The sequence below is a fragment of the Luteibacter sp. CQ10 genome (assembly GCF_040900725.1).
Classification (GTDB): Bacteria; Pseudomonadota; Gammaproteobacteria; order Xanthomonadales; family Rhodanobacteraceae; genus Luteibacter.
On sequence record NZ_JAEUYM010000006.1, the window covers coordinates 176,286 to 192,770 of the forward strand.

Annotated in this window: 18 protein-coding genes; 9 read left to right on the forward strand and 9 right to left on the reverse strand. The window is 66.8% G+C overall.

The window, feature by feature from the left end; genetic code table 11:
• Positions 1-14: 14 nt before the first annotated feature.
• Entirely contained in the window at positions 15-461 is a 447-nt protein-coding gene (locus JNG39_RS19685) for an RES family NAD+ phosphorylase (RefSeq protein WP_368313664.1), read from the reverse strand.
• Positions 461-910: an antitoxin Xre/MbcA/ParS toxin-binding domain-containing protein gene (locus JNG39_RS19690; RefSeq protein ID WP_368313665.1), complete on the reverse strand. Its 450-nt coding sequence runs from the start codon at positions 908-910 to the stop codon at positions 461-463. The genes JNG39_RS19685 and JNG39_RS19690 overlap by 1 nt, the downstream gene beginning before the upstream one ends.
• A 131-nt stretch (positions 911-1,041) precedes the next feature.
• On the opposite strand from JNG39_RS19690, the gene JNG39_RS19695 reads away from it, so the two are divergent.
• The 4 genes from JNG39_RS19695 (at position 1,042) to JNG39_RS19710 (ending at position 4,244) form a co-directional block, all read left to right on the forward strand.
• Entirely contained in the window at positions 1,042-1,434 is a 393-nt protein-coding gene (locus tag JNG39_RS19695) for a rhodanese-like domain-containing protein (protein ID WP_368313666.1), read from the forward strand.
• Positions 1,435-1,444: 10 nt separating this feature from the next.
• Positions 1,445-2,365: an arginase gene (gene rocF / locus JNG39_RS19700; RefSeq protein WP_247373209.1), complete on the forward strand. Its 921-nt coding sequence runs from the start codon at positions 1,445-1,447 to the stop codon at positions 2,363-2,365.
• A 177-nt stretch (positions 2,366-2,542) separates the two neighbouring features.
• Positions 2,543-3,913: a tryptophan--tRNA ligase gene (locus tag JNG39_RS19705; protein WP_368313667.1), complete on the forward strand. Its 1,371-nt coding sequence runs from the start codon at positions 2,543-2,545 to the stop codon at positions 3,911-3,913.
• A gap of 4 nt (positions 3,914-3,917) precedes the next feature.
• Positions 3,918-4,244: a hypothetical protein gene (locus JNG39_RS19710; RefSeq protein WP_368313668.1), complete on the forward strand. Its 327-nt coding sequence runs from the start codon at positions 3,918-3,920 to the stop codon at positions 4,242-4,244.
• Positions 4,245-4,353: 109 nt separating this feature from the next.
• On the opposite strand, the gene JNG39_RS19715 is transcribed toward JNG39_RS19710, so the two are convergent.
• From JNG39_RS19715 to pdhA, 5 genes are all read right to left on the reverse strand, one after another.
• Positions 4,354-4,734 (reverse strand): VOC family protein, encoded by a 381-nt coding sequence (locus JNG39_RS19715; RefSeq protein WP_368313669.1) that lies wholly within the window; start codon positions 4,732-4,734, stop codon positions 4,354-4,356.
• 34 nt (positions 4,735-4,768) lie between these two features.
• Entirely contained in the window at positions 4,769-5,233 is a 465-nt protein-coding gene (locus tag JNG39_RS19720) for a DUF1456 family protein (protein ID WP_368313670.1), read from the reverse strand.
• A gap of 95 nt (positions 5,234-5,328) precedes the next feature.
• Positions 5,329-6,708 carry a dihydrolipoamide acetyltransferase family protein gene (locus JNG39_RS19725; RefSeq protein ID WP_368313671.1) on the reverse strand — a complete coding sequence of 460 codons (1,380 nt, stop codon included), beginning with the start codon at positions 6,706-6,708 and terminating at the stop codon, positions 5,329-5,331.
• Positions 6,709-6,717: 9 nt separating this feature from the next.
• Entirely contained in the window at positions 6,718-7,698 is a 981-nt protein-coding gene (locus JNG39_RS19730) for an alpha-ketoacid dehydrogenase subunit beta (protein WP_144914899.1), read from the reverse strand.
• Positions 7,699-7,710: 12 nt separating this feature from the next.
• Complete coding sequence (pdhA, locus tag JNG39_RS19735) at positions 7,711-8,787, reverse strand: pyruvate dehydrogenase (acetyl-transferring) E1 component subunit alpha (protein WP_368313672.1); 1,077 nt, start codon at positions 8,785-8,787, stop codon at positions 7,711-7,713.
• Between the two features lie 228 nt (positions 8,788-9,015).
• On the opposite strand from pdhA, the gene JNG39_RS19740 reads away from it, so the two are divergent.
• Positions 9,016-9,864 (forward strand): tryptophan 2,3-dioxygenase, encoded by an 849-nt coding sequence (locus JNG39_RS19740; protein WP_247373217.1) that lies wholly within the window; start codon positions 9,016-9,018, stop codon positions 9,862-9,864.
• Between the two features lie 70 nt (positions 9,865-9,934).
• The gene (locus JNG39_RS19745) at positions 9,935-11,440 is read left to right on the forward strand and encodes a peptide MFS transporter (protein WP_368313673.1); all 1,506 of its coding nucleotides are present in this window, start codon (positions 9,935-9,937) and stop codon (positions 11,438-11,440) included.
• A 101-nt stretch (positions 11,441-11,541) separates the two neighbouring features.
• Here JNG39_RS19745 and JNG39_RS19750 read toward each other — a convergent pair whose 3' ends face one another.
• Complete coding sequence (locus tag JNG39_RS19750) at positions 11,542-11,988, reverse strand: MarR family winged helix-turn-helix transcriptional regulator (protein ID WP_368313674.1); 447 nt, start codon at positions 11,986-11,988, stop codon at positions 11,542-11,544.
• Between the two features lie 93 nt (positions 11,989-12,081).
• Between JNG39_RS19750 and hppD the strand changes: the two genes are divergently transcribed.
• The 3 genes from hppD to JNG39_RS19765 all read left to right on the forward strand — a co-directional run bounded on the left by hppD (position 12,082) and on the right by JNG39_RS19765 (position 15,563).
• Entirely contained in the window at positions 12,082-13,170 is a 1,089-nt protein-coding gene (gene hppD, locus JNG39_RS19755) for a 4-hydroxyphenylpyruvate dioxygenase (RefSeq protein ID WP_368313675.1), read from the forward strand.
• Between the two features lie 88 nt (positions 13,171-13,258).
• A complete protein-coding gene (gene hmgA, locus JNG39_RS19760) occupies positions 13,259-14,566 on the forward strand; it encodes a homogentisate 1,2-dioxygenase (RefSeq protein ID WP_368313676.1) in 1,308 nt (435 codons plus the stop codon).
• Between the two features lie 16 nt (positions 14,567-14,582).
• Complete coding sequence (locus tag JNG39_RS19765; RefSeq protein WP_368313677.1) at positions 14,583-15,563, forward strand: fumarylacetoacetate hydrolase family protein; 981 nt, start codon at positions 14,583-14,585, stop codon at positions 15,561-15,563.
• A 16-nt stretch (positions 15,564-15,579) separates the two neighbouring features.
• On the opposite strand, the gene JNG39_RS19770 is transcribed toward JNG39_RS19765, so the two are convergent.
• Positions 15,580-16,467: a hypothetical protein gene (locus tag JNG39_RS19770; protein WP_368313678.1), complete on the reverse strand. Its 888-nt coding sequence runs from the start codon at positions 16,465-16,467 to the stop codon at positions 15,580-15,582.
• Between the last annotated feature and the right edge of the window lie 18 nt (positions 16,468-16,485).

The window sequence follows — 16,485 nt, forward strand, 5'->3', positions numbered from 1 at the left end:
CTGCCCGCCGCGCTTCAGCGCAGGTATCGCCTGTCGAACCAGAACGGTTCCACGAAGGCCTCCCTTAGACCCGTTTCCGCGTCGACGTGCGCGGGATTGATCAGGTAATTCGTCGAGTGCGCGAGGATGGCCGAGGGCACCGGCAGCACGAGCGATGCCGACGCCGCGAGCCATGCGTTGCCGATGGCCTGGCTCGTGGGAACGTTGGCCTGCCATCCGGAAGGCAGGTCGAGTTTCGGGGCGACGCTCGCGTGATCGGCCACGTCGATCGCGATCAGTTTCAACGTGAGCGGCATCGTCGTGACGCCGAGATGCATGTGTGCCATGGCTTCCACCATCGCCAGCGCCGGATGTTCCGCCGCGTACAGGATGGGGCGCCCTCGCGTGTGCCAGCGACCGTCGGCATGGCGACCACCCGTTCCGCCGAGACCCGGATAGGCCGAAATACGCCACAACCGCATCAGAACATGCCGTGCGCGGTGCGCATGATCCGCGATTCGATGAGGCGCGCGCCGTTGTCGGTGGCGGCCAGCGCCATGGGCGTGATCGGCGTGCCCTCGTCGAGATAATCCGAGGCCGTGGTGAACCATGCCAGCGCCTTGTCCTCGTCGCCGAACAGTTCCACCGCTTCAGCGAAGACGCGCGCGATGCGCAGGATCCGCTCGGATTCCGCCTCGCTGAAACGGCCTTCCAGGAGGCGGCGCCGCACGGTGCTCTCCGGTGCGACCAGATTGGCGGGGAAATGCAGCTTCCCGGCCACGCGCTTGTACGTGTGCACGGAAACCCCCTTGCCGACCACGCGGATGGCGTCCGCATCCGAGCGGATCCTCAGGTCGAGCAGGCGGGCCATGCGAGTGAAGACCGTTTCGGCGATATCGAGGGCGCTGTCGTCTGAAAAGTGGGCTACCATGGCAATCCTCCAATTGGCTGAAATTCTACGCCAAATGGTGGAGGAGGCTAGTCCTCGTCGCCCAAGGATTCATATAGGCGCCTGCGGCGCTGCAACGTGGCTGTTTCCTGCCTCGGTGTAAACTTGCGGCCATGACCCGGTTTCGCCTGTTGCTGTCGCTCGTGCTGCTCTCGCTGCCCCTCATGGCGTGGGCGCAGGACGTGTCCCGCGAGGCCCTCGCCGCGCGCATGGCGTCGCACGAGGCGCCGCTGATCGTCGACGTGCGCACGCCGGCCGAATACGCCCAGGGTCATCTCGCCGGGGCGCTGAACGTGCCCGTCGACGAGGTGGCCGCCCGGCACGGTGCCCTGGGTGTGCCGCGCGATGCCGACGTGGTGGTCTACTGCAAGTCGGGCAAGCGCGCCGCCCGGGCCCGCGACACCCTCCAATCCCTGGGATACACCCGTGTGAACCTGCTTCAGGGCAGTGCCGATGCGTGGCGTGCCGACGGCCGTCCGATGGTCGCCGAACATCCCTCACCTTGAGTTCCGTCCGATGAGTCCTACCACCCGCTCGGTCGCCCTCGTGGGCGTCCCCACCGATATCGGCGCCGGCCACCGCGGCAGTTCCATGGGGCCGGAGGCCCTTCGCGTGGCCAAGCTCGCCGAGCGCCTGTCCGCCCGCGGCATGCACGTGGTCGATCGCGGCAACCTCGCCGGGCCGCTCAACCCGTGGCAGCCGCCGAAGGACGGCTATCGCCATCTCGACGCGGTCGTGGCCTGGAATACCTCGGTGCACGAGGCTGTCTATGCCGAGTTGAAGGACGGGCGCCTGCCGGTGATGCTGGGCGGTGACCATTGCCTGGCGATCGGTTCGATCTCGGCGGTGGCGCGGCATTGCCGTGACACCGGCAAGAAGCTCCGCGTGCTCTGGCTCGATGCCCACGCGGATTTCAATACCAGCGAGATCACGCCCTCGGGCAACATCCACGGCATGCCGGTGGCTTGCCTGTGCGGCCATGGGCCCGACGCGCTCACCCGCATCGGAGGTCACGTGCCGGCGACGAATCCCGACGTGTTTCGCCAGATCGGCATCCGCTCGGTGGACGAGGGGGAAAAGCGCCTCGTGCACGAGGTGGGCGTCGATATCTACGACATGCGCTACATCGACGAAATCGGCATAAAAGCCGCGATGGAAGAGGCGCTGGCGGGCGTGGACGAGGATACCCACCTGCATGTGAGCTTCGACGTGGACTTCCTCGATCCGTCGATCGCCCCGGGCGTGGGCACCACCGTGCGGGGCGGCCCGAACTACCGCGAGGCCCAGCTGGTGATGGAGATGATTGCCGATACCGGTCGCGTGGGGTCGCTCGACATCGTGGAGCTGAACCCGGCCTTCGACAAGCGCAACCAGACGGCGAAGCTGGCGGTGGACCTGGTGGAGTCGTTGTTCGGGAAGTCGACCCTCATACGCTGAGGCAACCGGGTTCGCCGATACGATCGGCTCCCATCCTCGCTACTGGAGGGGTGGGAGCCGATCGTATCGGCGAACCGCGCGACGCGCGGCAGGTTGCCGCGGCGTTCGGGTCGCAAGGCGCCACCGCGCGGGCTACACTCGAACGGTTACCACCGTCCGTACAGCCCCAGGTCCCCCATGCACACCCGCGTCCTCACCGGCATCACCACCACCGGCACGCCGCATCTCGGCAACTACGTCGGCGCGATCCGCCCGGCCATCCTGGCCAGCAAGGATCCCAACGTCGACGCGTTCTACTTCATGGCCGACTACCACGCGCTCATCAAGAGCGACGACGCGGCACGTGTCGAGGCCTCGCGTCTGCAGATCACGGCGACCTGGCTGGCCGGCGGCCTGGATCCCGGCACCGCCACGTTCTACCGCCAGTCCGACATTCCCGAGGTGCCGGAGCTGATGTGGCTGTTGACCTGCGTCACCGCCAAGGGCCTGCTCAACCGCGCCCATGCCTACAAGGCGGCGGTCGATCGCAACGTCGAAACCCACGAAGACCCCGATGCCGGCGTCACCGCGGGCCTGTACATGTACCCGGTGCTGATGGCGGCCGATATCCTCGCCTTCAACGCCAACAAGGTGCCGGTGGGGCGCGACCAGATCCAGCACATCGAGATGGCGCGCGACATCGCGCAGCGCTTCAACCATACCTACGGCCGCGAGTTCTTCGTGATGCCCGAGGCGCACATCGAGGAACAGGTGGCCACGCTGCCGGGCCTCGACGGGCGCAAGATGTCCAAGAGCTACGACAACACCATTCCGCTGTTCGAAGGCGGCCCGAAGGTGCTGCGCGATACGATCATGAAGATCGTCACCGACTCGCGCGCACCGGGCGAGCCGAAGGATACGAACGACTCCGCGCTGTTCACCATCTTCAAGGCCTTCGCCTCGCCCACCGAGACAGCGGCCTTCGCCGATGCCCTCCGCGGCGGCATCGGCTGGGGCGAGGCCAAGCAGGTGCTGTTCGAGCGCCTGGAAGCCGAGATCGCGCCGATGCGCGAGCGCTACGATGCGTTGATGGCGCGGCCCGACGATATGGAAGACATCCTGCACGCGGGTGCCGCGAAGGCGCGCGCCACGGCGGGTCCCTTGTTGGAAACGCTGCGCGAGGCCGTCGGCCTGCGCGGCTATCGTCCGCTGGTGAAGGTGGCCGATATCCCGTCCGCGCCTGCCGCCAAGGCCAAGCCGCCGCGCTTTGCCAGCTTCCGCGACGACGACGGCAGCTTCCGTTTCCGTCTGTTCGGTACCGACGGCGAGGAACTGCTGCTTTCCGCGTCCTTCGCCGATCCGAAGGCGGCCGGTATCTTGCGGCAGAAGCTCTCGACGATGGGCGGCGCCTCGGCCGCCATCGAGTCGCACGACGACCACGTGGCGTTGCGCGTCGATGGTGAGATCGTGGCCAAGGGGCTGCCTTATCCCGACGAAGTGGCGCGCGCCGCCGCCGTGCTTCGCTTGAGGAGCGCGCTCGACGCGCTCGCTGCCGCCCAGGAAGCCTGAGTCCGTGCGATACCTCGCCCTGCTGCTATTGGCCCCGTGGCTCGTGGTGCTGGGCTGGGCGTACTGGGCTTATCCGAAGACGTTGCCGAAGACGGGAGCGCGCCGCGCGTTCGATGCGTTGGTGCTGGTGGGTTCGGCGATCGCCTCGGTGCAGGCGGCGTTGCTCGCCTACGACGCCGTGGAGCTGCCCGCCGCCGATCAGTTCGGGCCGAAGAGCGGGGCGATCTGGCAGCAGGTGGTGCCGGCGCTTTATGGGTACGGGGCGTTCGTGGCGGTGTTGGTGGTCGCGCTGATCGTCCGTCAGCTCATCTGGAAGCGCAAGGCTTCGTAGCGCCATCGCCGATGAATCGGCTCCTACCAAGCAAGGTGCGGCAATCCGGGCGATCTGGAGCCGCCGTGCTTGGTAGGAGCCGCTTCAGCGGCGATAGCCAGATAGCCGATCAATCCCAGCGATTGAGATGGGGCCCGAAGTCGGCGCCCTGCCGGCGCACCACGCAAAACCGATGCCCCGTCGGTGCTTCCATTACCCACCATCGCTTCACGAAACCGATGCGCTTCGCCCCGAGCTGCTCGAGCCGGTCGGCTTCGGCATCGACATCGTCCGCTTCGATGTCCAGGTGTACCCGGCTGGGATGATCGACCCGCTGCAGCAGGATGCGCAGCTCGTCATCGTGGGTCTTGAGCGAGGCGTATTTCCCGTCGCCGTCCTCGTCGGTGCTCTCGATGGACTTGCCCAGCGCGCGGCTCCAGAACTGCGCGGCGGTCTCCAGGTCGATGTCCTGGCAGTCGAGCACCAGGGTGCATAGCCGGCTGTGATGCATGGCGAAAGCCTCCCGGGAAGGAGGCCTCACGTTATCACCGCCCGCGCAGACGCGCCGTGAGGCCCTTGAGGAAGTTGCGCAGGAACTGGTCGCCGCACAGGCGGAAATTGCTGTGCTTCGGTTGGCGGAAGAGGGCGTTGATTTCGCCCCGGGACGCCGTGAAACCGACTTCGCCCATGATGGCGAGGATGTCGTCCTCCTTCAGTTCGAAGGCGACGCGGAGCTTCTTCAGCACCACGTTGTTGTTCACCTTCGGATCGACGGGACGGGGCGGCTGGCTTTCGTCACGGCCGCGGCGATGCACGATGAGGCCGTCGAGGAAGTGCGCCATGGCGACGTCGGGCATCGCCGTGAAGCCGGGCTCGTCTTCCTTCGTGAGCCAGGTGTCGACGTCGTCGCGGGTGGCCTCGTAGCCGGTGAGGGCGAGTATGTCGACGACGTGCACGTCGCCGAGGTCGAGCATGTAGCGGATGCTGCGGAGGGTGTCGTTGTTCTGCATGCCCGCAAGGATACCGCGAGCATGATTCGCGGATACGATCCGCTCCCACCCCTCGGTAGCGGCGTAGCTACCAACGGGGTGGGAGCGAGGCTGCCTCAGTTCGGCAGTCCCAGGTCGTCGATCATCGCCTTCAGGAAGCGCGCGGCCTCGCCACCGGTGGCGGCACGGTGATCGAAGGTGAGCGACAGCGGCATGCGGCGGTGTACCTCGATGCCGCCCATCACGGCGACCACGTCGTGGCTGAGCTTGCCGGCGCCGATGATGGCGACGGTGGGCGGCACCACGACGGGCGTGGCGTAACGGCCGGCGAACATGCCGAAGTTGCTCAGGCTGATGGTGTAGCCGGAGAGCTCCGAGGCCGGGATGCTGCGGTCTTCGACCGAGCTGCGCAGGCGCTTGATCGCGGCGCGGATGCCGGCGCCGTCGAGCACGTCGGCGTTGCGCAGGGCCGGCACGAACAGGCCGTCGTCGGTATCCACCGCGATGCCGATGTCCACGTGCGGATGCAGCGTGCGGGTGAGGTTCTTGCCGTCGAACCAGGCGTTGAGCGCCGGCACGGCCTTGCACGCGGCCACGATGGCGCGGATCAGGCGGGCGGTGATGTCCTGCTTGCCGATCCAGGCGTGGAGGTCGGCGTCGTCGACGATGGTGGTGGGCACCACGTTGGCGTGGGCCTCGGCCATCACGCGCGCCATGTTGCGACGCACGCCCTTGAGCTGCTCCGGCTGGCCCATGGCTTCCGCGCCCGGCGGTGCGGTGCGGACGGGCTTGCCCGCCAGCGAGACGGCCGTGCGCTGCGGCGCCGGGCCCGGCTCGGGCAGGGTGGGGGCCAGGTGCTGCGCGGACGCCGGGCGGGCCGGGGCCGCGCCCGCCCGCGCGCTGCCGTTGGCGGCGGCGTTCTTGACGTCCTGCATGGTGATGACGCCACCGGCGCCGGTCGGCTGCACGCGGGTGAGGTCGACCTTGAGCTTCTTGGCGGCGGCGCGCACGGCCGGCACGGCCTTCACGCCACCGGCGCTGGAAACCTGCTCGGTGTGCACGGCATTGCCGCTGACCATGGCGCCCACGACGGTGCCTTCGTCTTCGCGGTCGGCCTTGGGCGGATCGATCTCGCCGCCGTCGTCGGAGGCGACCACCTTGGATGCGTCGTCCGGCGCGGGGCTGCCCACGCCCTTCTTCGGGCCGTGGTGGTGGCCGGTGGACTCGGCCTCGGCGCGCTGGCGCGCGTTCGGGTCGATTTCGAAGTCGGCCAGGGCGGCGCCGGTCTCGATGATGTCGCCGGTGGCGCCGTGCAGCTTCTTCACGGTGCCGGAGTACGGCGAGGGCACGTCGACGACGGCCTTCGCGGTTTCCATCGACACCAGCGGGGCGTCGAGCTTGATGGTGTCGCCTTCCTTGACGTGCCATTCCACGACCGTGGCGTCGGGAAGGCCCTCACCGAGGTCGGGCAGGTAGAAAGTCTTGATGTCGGCCATGCTGGATCCTCAGGATGCCGCGAGCGTGCGCTCGGCGGCTTCGACGATGCGTTCGACGCTGGGCAGGTACTTCATTTCCAGGCGGAACAGCGGGATGTGGGTATCGAAACCGGTGACGCGTTCGACCGGCGCGAGCAGGCTGTAGAGGCACTCCTCCGACAGGCGCGCGGCGATCTCGGCGCCGAAGCCGGCGGTCTTCGGCGCTTCGTGCACGATGACGCAGCGGCCGGTCTTGGTGACCGACTCGGCGATGGTGTCGAAGTCGAGCGGCGTGAGCGTGGCCACGTCGATCACCTCGGCGCTGATGCCCTTCTGGGCCAGCTCGTCGGCGGCCTCGAGGCATTCCTTCACCTGGGCGCCCCAGGTGACCAGGGTGACGTCGGTGCCGTCGCGCAGCACGAAGCACACGTCGAGCGGCAGGGCCTCGCCGTCGTCGGGCACTTCTTCCTTGTACTGGCGGTAGATGCGCTTGGGCTCGAAGAAGATGACCGGATCCGGATCGCGGATGGCGGCCAGCAGCAGGCCATAGGCGCGGGCCGGGGACGAAGGCATCACCACGCGCAGGCCGGGGATGTTGGTGAACAGGTGCTCGTTGGCCTCGGAGTGGTGCTCCGGCGCGCGGATGCCGCCGCCCCAGGGGGCGCGCCATACGGCCGGCACGGTGATGCGGCCGCGGGTGCGGTTGCGCATGCGCGCGGCGTGGCAGGCGATGTGTTCCATCATCGGGTAGATGAAGCCCTCGAACTGGGCTTCGGCCACCGGTTTCATGCCCTGGGCGGCGAGGCCCACGGTGAGGCCGGCGATGGTGCCTTCGTCCAGCGGCGTGTCGATGACGCGCATCTCGCCGAACTGTTCCTGCAGGCCCTGGGTGGCGCGGAAGACGCCGCCGTTCACGCCGACGTCCTCGCCCAGCACCACGACGCTGTCGTCGTTGCGCATTTCGTAGGCGAGCGCCTGGGTCACCGCTTCGATAAGAGTGATCTGTGCCATGGGATGGGATCCTTACTTGCGATCGAGCGAGGCGACGAGTTCGCGCTGCTTTTCGAGGTCGGCCGGCAGTTCGGCATACAGGTAATCGAACATGGCCGTGGCCGGCTGCACCTTCGATTCCAGGTAGGCGTTGACTTCGTTGTCCATCCAGTCGTCGCACTCGGCCTTCCAGGCTTCTTCCTTCGCGTCGTCCCACTTGCCCTTGGCTTCGAGCCACTTGCGCAGGCGCGGCACGGGGTCGCGTTCCCAGGCGTCCTTCACTTCCTGCTCGCCGCGATAGCGGCGGGCGTCGTCGGCGGTGGTGTGGTCGCCGAGGCGGTAGGTGACCGCTTCGATCACCGAGCCGCCCTGGCCGGAGCGGGCGCGCTCGAGCGCGTCTTCCATGGCCTTGCGCACGGCGATGATGTCGTTGCCGTCGACCTGGATGCAGTACAGGCCCGCCGCGATGCCCTTCTGGGCGAGCGTGCCCGAACCGGTCTGGATGCGGCGCGGCACCGAGATGGCCCACTGGTTGTTCACGATCACGGCGACCAGCGGCAGGTTCTGCGCGCCGGCGACGTTGATGGCGCCGTAGAAGTCGCCCTTGGACGAACCGCCGTCGCCGATGGTGCACACGGCCACGCGCGGCTCGTTGCGGATCTTGAAGGCCAGCGCCGAACCGGCGGCGTGCAGGCACTGCGTGCCGATGGGCACGCACCAGGCGAAGTCGTGTGCGGGCGCGTCGGCGAAGTCGTTGCCGCGCTCGTCGCCACCCCAGTAGGTGTAGACCTCGCGCGGCTTCACGCCGCGGTACAGCTGCGCGCCGTACTCGCGGTAGGACACGGCCAGGGAATCTTCACGGCGCATGGCGCTGCCGATGCCCACGTGCGCGGCTTCGTGGCCGAGGCAGGAGGCGTAGGTGCCGAGCTTGCCGGTGCGCTGGAGCGCGATCGACTTGGTGTCGAACACGCGGGTGGACACCATGAGCTTGTAGAGCTCGACCATGTGGTCGAGATCCTTGGCGAAGGCGGGCAATTCCTTGCCGGTTTCCTTGCCGTCCTGGTCAAGGTACTGCAGGTATTCGATTTCGAACTTGGCGGCGATGGACACGACTCGCTCCCAGGGGATTGGTTAGAAACGACACGCACGAGTGGGGAAGCGGCCGGGCCCATCCAGCGGGGCGCGACACGGCTTTGGGGTCTTGCGAGCCGGACTAGATATCAGGGGTATTATCACCCGGCAAGGCACGGCGCAGCATGAGGTTTTTCTCCAGGGCTCGGAAATGGCGCTCTGGCGCGGGTTCCGGGGGTGTCAACCCCGTTTGTGCAAAAATGCCCCATGGCCCATCCGCAGCGTGACCTCGAACCCGGCATCCGCACCGACCTCGACGGCCGGATCACCTATGGCGGGTATCTCAAGCTCGACCAGCTGCTCACGGCCCAGGTGCCGCTGAGCGAGCCGGCGCACCACGACGAGATGCTGTTCATCATCCAGCACCAGACCTCCGAGCTGTGGCTGAAGCTGATGATCCACGAGCTCGACGCCGCGCTGGCCTTCCTTCGCCGCGACGATCTGCAGAACACGCAGAAGGTGCTGGCGCGGGTGAAGCAGATCCAGCGCCAGCTCTACGAGCAATGGGGCGTGCTGGAGACGTTGACACCGGCCGAATACCTGCAGTTCCGCGACGTGCTCGGTCCCTCGTCGGGATTCCAGTCGCTGCAGTACCGCATCGTCGAATTCATGCTCGGCAACAAGCACGCCGACATGCTGCGCGTGTTCGAGCACGATCCGCCGGGCCACGCCCGGCTGCGCGCCGTTTACGAAGCCCCGGGGCTCTACGACGAATACCTGCGTTTCCTCGCGCGCCGCGGCCATGCCGTGCCCGCGGACATCCTGGTGCGCGACGTGGCTCGTCCGTGGGAGCCGCAGCCCGCGCTGCTGCCGTTGTTGCGGCGCATCTACGAAAATACGGCCTCGTACTGGCCGGAGTACCACCTGAGCGAGTTGCTGGTGGACATCGAGGAATCCTTCCAGCTGTGGCGATTCCGCCACATGAAGACGGTGGAGCGGATCATCGGGTTTCGTGCCGGCACGGGCGGATCGTCCGGCGTGGCCTTCCTGCGCAAGGCGCTGGAGCAGAGTTTCTTCCCGGAATTGATCGAAGTGCGCACGATCCTGGGTACGTAAGATTTGACGCAAACGGCTGGGGCGGTTACACACGCACCTCGACGCCGTTTTCACGCACCCGAGGGAATCCATGACAGCGACCGCCCCAGCCGACGCCCGGGCCGTGCCCGATTATCCGCAGACCCTGGGGCATCCGCGCCCCCTGTGGATGCTCTTCATGACCGAGTTCTGGGAGCGTTTCGCCTTTTACGGCATGCGTTGGGCGCTCACGCTGTACATCGTGGCGGAGTTTTTCTCCGGCGATCCGTCCGGGCAGGGCTACGCCAGCCGCACCTACGGCGCCTACCTGGCGCTGGTCTACGCCTCGGCGATCTTCGGCGGCTATGTGGCCGACCGTGTCCTCGGCTATCAGCGCTCGATCCTGCTCGGCGCGGTGGTGATGGGCCTGGGCCTGTTCATGGTGATGGTGCCCAACCAGGACGTCTTTCTCGCCGGCCTGGCCACGGTGATCGTCGGCAACGGCCTGTTCAAGCCGAACATCTCTTCGCTGGTGGGCCAGATCTATCCCGTGGGCGACGACCGTCGCGACCGCGGTTTCACCATCTTCTACATGGGCATCAACATGGGCGGCTTCCTCGCCCCGCTGCTCACCGGCTGGGTCGCTTCGGTGCTCACCGATACGCCCTTGCAGCAGAATTACCGCGCCGTGTTCCTTTCCACCGGCATCGGCATGGCGATCTGCTTCGTCTGGTTCCTGATCGGCCGCAAACAGCTCCAGGGCGTGGGCGTGCCGCCGCCGGAGCGTAACGGCACCAAGAGCTTCATCGCGGTGCTGGTGGGCATCCTCGTCGCCATTCCGCTCGTTTACCTGCTGATGGCCAAGGCCGGCGCGATCTTCATCGCCTGGCTGCTGGGCATCCTGTTCATCGGCGTGGCGGCGATGCTGGTGGTCGAGGCCGTGCGTCACGACCGCATCCAGATCCACCGCGTCATCGCGATGCTGCTGCTGTTCGCCTTCAACGTGCTGTTCTGGATGTTCTTCGAGCAGGCGGGCAGCTCGTTCAACTTCCTCGCCCAGAACATCGTCGATCGCCAGATGTTCGGCTGGGAATTCCCCACTGGCTGGTTCCAGTCGGTGAATTCGGCCGCCATCCTCATCTTCGCGCCGCCGGTGGCGCTGGCCTGGGCGTTCCTGGCGAAGTTCCGCAAGGAACCGTCGATCCCGCGCAAGTTCGGCCTGGGCCTGATCTTCAACGCGCTGGGCTTCCTGGTGCTGATGTACGCGCTGAAGAGCCTCGTCGACGGCCGCGGCCTGATTCCGTTCTGGCCGCTGGCGGCCTGCTACGTGGCGCAGACCATCGGCGAGCTGTGCCTGTCGCCGATCGGCCTGTCGATGGTGACCAAGCTGGCGCCGCTGCGCGTGGTGGGCCTGGCGATGGGCGGCTGGTTCCTCTCCACGGCCATCGGCAACAACCTGTCGGGGCTGCTCGCCGGGCACATCAGCGGCGAGAGCGGCATGACCGTGGCCTCGGCGCTGTCGGGCTTCAGCTTCAGCTTCGAGTTGCTGGTGGGGGCGGGGATCGTGCTGTTCCTGATCGCGCCGCTCATCAACAAGCTGATGCACGGGATCAAATAACGCTCCGTGGCATTCGCCGATACGATCGGCTCCCACCCCTTCGGTAGAAAGTCCCTACCGAAGGGGTGGGAGCCGATCGTATCGGCGAATGCACGCTGGCCTCAGGCCATCAGCTTGTCGAGAATCCGGTTCAGCCAGGCCTTCTCGTCCTCATCGAGCTTCGCCAGCACTTCCTGCTCGTGCTCGCGGGCCCGCGGTGCCACCTCGTCGTGGATGGCCCAGCCCGCCTCGGACAGCTTCAGCACCGAGCGCCGCTTGTCCTCCCCGTGGATACCCCGGTCGACCCGGCCGGCTTCCACCAGCCGCGCCACGGCGCGGCTTACGGCCACCTTGTCCATCCGCGAGCGGTCGACCACCTCGCGCGCCGAGATTTCGGGGAAACGGGCCAGGATCACCATCACGCGCCATTCCGTCATGCTGAGTTCGAATCGGTCCTGGTAATCCGCCGCGATCGACTGGCTGACCGTGTTGGACAGGATCGACAGCCGGTAGGGCAGGAACCGTTCGAGATCGAGCGGGGCGTGGGAGGTGATGGTTTCGGTGGACATTGCTGCGCCAGTCCTTGCAATTGGTTACAGGTGAAACTATAAATCGGCGGTAGATGGCGCAAGCCGCGCCCACGCCTGCCAGGAGTATCGCCCATGAGCGCCCAGCCCAACATCGGTATGAATGTCACGACCTTCGAAAACCCCCAGGGGGTCGACGGTTTCGAATTCGTGGAATTCGCCGCGCCCGACGCGAACCTGCTGCACGACCTGTTCCCCCGCCTGGGCTTCACCGCCGTGGCGAAGCACAAGACGAAGAACATCACCCTCTATCGCCAGGGCGACTGCAATTTCCTGGTCAACGAAGAGCCGAATTCCTTCGCCGCCGATTTCGTCGCCAAGCACGGCCCGTGCGCCTGCGGCTTCGCCATCCGCTTCAACCGTCCGGCCGCCGACGTGCAGAAAACCGCGCTGTCGAACGGCGCGGAACTGCTCGCCGAGCGCACCGAGACGCTGGCGCTGAACGTGCCCACGATCAAGGGCATCGGCGATGCCTGCCTGTACCTCATCGACACCTACGGCGCCAAGGGCGACTGCTTCGAGGGCGAGTACGACTTCCTGCCGGGCGTGGACCGCCACCCGAAGGGTTTCGGCCTCACCTTCATCGACCACCTCACGCACAACCTCCACTTCGGCAACATGCAGAAGTGGTCGGATTACTACGAGCGCCTGTTCAACTTCCGCGAGATCCGCTACTTCGACATCAAGGGCGCGAAGACCGGCCTGGTCTCCAAGGCCATGACCGCGCCGGATGGCCTCGTGCGCATCCCGCTCAACGAATCGTCCGACGAGAAGTCGCAGATCAACGAATACATCCGTGAGTACAACGGCGAGGGCATCCAGCACATCGCCCTGTTCACCGACACGATCTACGACACCGTGGAAGCGATGCGCGAGAAGGGCGTGGCGTTCCTCGATACCCCGGATACGTATTTCGAAGTGATCGACGAGCGTATCCCGAACCACGGCGAGGACGTGCCGCGCCTGCAGAAGAACAAGCTCCTGATCGACGCCGATCCGGAGACCAAGCAGAAGCTGCTGCTGCAGATCTTCACGCAGAACAACATCGGCCCGATCTTCTTCGAGATCATCCAGCGCAAGGGCAACGAAGGCTTCGGCAACGGCAATTTCCAGGCCCTGTTCGAGTCGATCGAGCGCGACCAGATGCGTCGCGGCGTACTCTGACCCGGGCGGCCGGCGACAGTAAGATGTGCGCGGCGCGGTCTCCCTGGGGAGCCGCGCCGCGATGCGTTCATCCCAAGGGATCACCACGATGAGCCACACCGACGACACCCGCGGATACCAGCCCGGTTTCGGCAACCAGTTCGCCACCGAGGCGGTGGAGGGCGTGCTGCCCATCGGGCAGAACTCGCCGCAACGCGTGGCGAAGGGCCTCTACGCGGAACAGCTCACCGGCAGCGCGTTCACCGCGCCGCGCCATCGCAACCTGCGCAGCTGGCTGTATCGCATCCGCCCCGCCGCGCAGCACTCGCCGTTCGACGAGCTGGCGCATGCCACGTTCCACAACCGTTTCGACGAGGCGCCGGCCACGCCCAACCAGCTGCGCTGGGATCCGTTGCCGATGCCCGAGGCCGGGACGGATTTCGTCGATGGTCTCTACACGATGGGCGGCAACGGCGGCCCGGCCGAGCAGGCGGGCGTCGGTATCCACCAATACCTCGCCAACCGCTCGATGGAAGGCCGTTATTTCTACGATGCCGACGGCGAGCTGCTGATCGTTCCGCAGCAGGGCCGCCTGCGCATCCGCACGGAACTGGGCGTGGTCGAGGTCGAGCCGCTGGAGATCGCGGTGATCCCGCGCGGCGTGCGTTTCCTCGTCGAATTGCCCGACGGGCACGCGCGGGGTTACGTCGCGGAGAACTTCGGCATGCCCATGCACCTGCCCGACCTCGGCCCCATCGGTGCGAACGGGCTCGCGCATCCGCGCGATTTCCTCACGCCCGTGGCGGCCTACGAAGACCTCGACGGCGATTTCGCGCTGGTCGCCAAGTTCCAGGGCTCGCTCTGGCAGGCCCGCATCGGCCACTCGCCGCTCGACGTGGTGGCCTGGCACGGCAACTACGCTCCCTACAAATACGACCTGCGCCGCTACAACACCATCGGCTCCATCGCGGTGGACCATCCGGACCCGTCGATCTTCACCGTGCTCACCTCGGCCAGCGACACGCCAGGCGTGGCGAACATGGACTTCGTGATCTTCCCGCCGCGCTGGCTGGTGGCCGAGCATACGTTCCGTCCGCCGTATTTCCATCGCAACGTGGCGAGCGAGTTCATGGGACTGATCCACGGCGCCTACGACGCCAAGGCCGGCGGTTTCGTGCCGGGCGGCTCGAGCCTGCACAACTGCATGAGCGGGCATGGGCCCGATGCGGCGAGTTTCGAAAAGGCCTCGAACGCCGACGTCAGCAAGGCCGACCACATCGTGGGTACCATGGCCTTCATGTTCGAAACACGCAAGGTCATCCGGCCCAGCCGCCAGGCGCTGGCCTCACCCGCCCTGCAAGGCAACTATTACGAATGCTGGCGCGATCTGAAGAAACACTTCGATCCCCACGCCTGATCGCCAAAGGACACACATGAAACTCGCTTCGCTGAAGGAAGGCGGTCGCGACGGCACCCTGGTGGTCGTCAGCCGCGATCTCGCCCGCGCCGTGAAGGCCACGGGCATCGCCGTGACGATGCAGGCCGCGCTGGACGATTGGCACGCCGTGGCGCCGCGCCTCAATGCCTTGTCGGAAGACCTCAACGACGGTCGCGCCCACGGGGCCTTCGATCTCGACATGAACCTGCTGGCCGCCCCGTTGCCGCGCGCCTTCGAGTTCGTCGACGGCAGCGCCTACCTGCCGCACGTGGAGCGCGTGCGTCGCGCGCGCGGCGCGGAAGTGCCCGAGTCGTTCTACACCGACCCGCTGATGTACCAGGCCACCAGCGCCGGCTTCCTCGGTCCGCGCGACCCCGTGGTGGTGCCGAGCGAAGACTACGGCATCGACCTCGAAGCCGAGGTGGTGGTGATCACCGACGACGTGCCGATGGCGTCCAGCCCGGCGCAGGCCTCGGGTCACATCCAGCTGGTGGGCCTGGTCAACGACGTATCGCTGCGCGGGCTCATTCCCGGCGAGCTGGCGAAGGGCTTCGGTTTCCTGCAGTCCAAGCCGCGCTCGGCGTTGTCGCCGGTGTTCGTTACGCCCGACGAACTGGGCGATGCCTGGCGGGACGACAAGCTGCATCTGCCGATGCGCACCTGGATCAACGGCCGGTGGTTCGGCGAGGCCGAATGCGGCGTCGACATGCAATTCGACTTCTCGCAGCTCGTGGCCCACGCGGCGAAGACGCGTCCGCTCACGGCCGGCACCCTCGTGGGCTCGGGCACCATCGCCAACGAGGATACGGCGAAAGGCGCCTCCTGCCTCGCCGAGCAGCGCACGGTGGAAACCCTGCGCGACGGCAAGCCGTCGACGCCGTTCCTGTCGTTCGGCGATACCGTGCGCATCGAGGTGACCGACGCAAGCGGCGCATCGATCTTCGGGGCGATCGAGCAGGTGATCCGCAGGCTCTGACGAACATCGCCCGACGCTACGATTTGAGGCGGATGTCCCGGTGAAGGCTGGCCATCGTCAGTGGGACCAGGGCGTAACGCATCGTGTTCTCGCCCGCCGGTAGCGCGTTCCAGCGCACCTGCCGCAGCATGCGGGAGAGGCGAAGGCCGCTGCCGGGATTGGGGTAGGCATCGATCAGCCAGCTTCGGGACACGCGCCCGTCGGGCCCGATTTCCGCAAAGTACTGGCTGTACGCGCCCTCCTGGAAGTCTTCGGGGGATGCGCCCTGCACATGTTGCTGCGACGGCAACTTGCCCCCCGATAGCGGGGGCGAGTTCGGCGTGCGTTTGGGCAGCGCCGCGATCTGCCCGTCCAGCATGGTGATGCGGGCATCGATCTGTTTTTCCAGTTCCGCGGCATCCGACGGGCCGAGCGCATCGGCGGCACGCTTGAGCAGCATGACGTAGTAGCTGGCGACCGGCGTATCGGCGGCGACATCGGCCTTGCCCTGCTGGCGCCGGTAAAACTGCCCTTCGATCTGGACCCAGATCATCGCCTCGCGCGCATGGCCGTCGTCGAGCTCGAGTTCGGCCAGTTTGAGCATGGCGCTCAGGCGTCCCTGGCCGGCGGCGGCGGTCAGCAGGTCGCGCGCCTTGTCATGGTCCTCGGGGAAGACATGAGCAGGGTGGCGAGGCCCCCAGCGATAGAGCGAGCCGGCGATTTCCTGGCTGATGCCGTTGCCGGCGAGCGCCGAGCAGAGCAGTGCGGCGCCGAGGCGTCGCCGTTCGGCGTCGGAGGTGTCCGGGTCGAGAAGTCCCTGGCCGACCAGCGCGCCGGCGGGCGGGTTGGTGGCGGTGCAATCCGAAGCATGGGCCCACGAGGCACCGAAGGCCAGGCAGGCGAGGACGAGCAGGCGTCGCGTCATTCGAGTCATCCTGAAACG

Coding starts and splice junctions, on each gene's coding strand:
- JNG39_RS19715 (WP_368313669.1), bottom strand. CDS start 4,734: ATGCATCACAGCCGGCTATGCACCCTGGTGCTCGACTGCCAGGACATC.
- JNG39_RS19690 (WP_368313665.1), bottom strand. CDS start 910: ATGGTAGCCCACTTTTCAGACGACAGCGCCCTCGATATCGCCGAAACG.
- JNG39_RS19705 (WP_368313667.1), top strand. CDS start 2,543: ATGCACACCCGCGTCCTCACCGGCATCACCACCACCGGCACGCCGCAT.
- hmgA (WP_368313676.1), top strand. CDS start 13,259: ATGAGCCACACCGACGACACCCGCGGATACCAGCCCGGTTTCGGCAAC.
- JNG39_RS19745 (WP_368313673.1), top strand. CDS start 9,935: ATGACAGCGACCGCCCCAGCCGACGCCCGGGCCGTGCCCGATTATCCG.
- JNG39_RS19720 (WP_368313670.1), bottom strand. CDS start 5,233: ATGCAGAACAACGACACCCTCCGCAGCATCCGCTACATGCTCGACCTC.
- JNG39_RS19765 (WP_368313677.1), top strand. CDS start 14,583: ATGAAACTCGCTTCGCTGAAGGAAGGCGGTCGCGACGGCACCCTGGTG.
- JNG39_RS19750 (WP_368313674.1), bottom strand. CDS start 11,988: ATGTCCACCGAAACCATCACCTCCCACGCCCCGCTCGATCTCGAACGG.
- JNG39_RS19685 (WP_368313664.1), bottom strand. CDS start 461: ATGCGGTTGTGGCGTATTTCGGCCTATCCGGGTCTCGGCGGAACGGGT.
- rocF (WP_247373209.1), top strand. CDS start 1,445: ATGAGTCCTACCACCCGCTCGGTCGCCCTCGTGGGCGTCCCCACCGAT.
- JNG39_RS19695 (WP_368313666.1), top strand. CDS start 1,042: ATGACCCGGTTTCGCCTGTTGCTGTCGCTCGTGCTGCTCTCGCTGCCC.
- JNG39_RS19730 (WP_144914899.1), bottom strand. CDS start 7,698: ATGGCACAGATCACTCTTATCGAAGCGGTGACCCAGGCGCTCGCCTAC.
- JNG39_RS19725 (WP_368313671.1), bottom strand. CDS start 6,708: ATGGCCGACATCAAGACTTTCTACCTGCCCGACCTCGGTGAGGGCCTT.
- hppD (WP_368313675.1), top strand. CDS start 12,082: ATGAGCGCCCAGCCCAACATCGGTATGAATGTCACGACCTTCGAAAAC.
- JNG39_RS19740 (WP_247373217.1), top strand. CDS start 9,016: ATGGCCCATCCGCAGCGTGACCTCGAACCCGGCATCCGCACCGACCTC.
- JNG39_RS19770 (WP_368313678.1), bottom strand. CDS start 16,467: ATGACGCGACGCCTGCTCGTCCTCGCCTGCCTGGCCTTCGGTGCCTCG.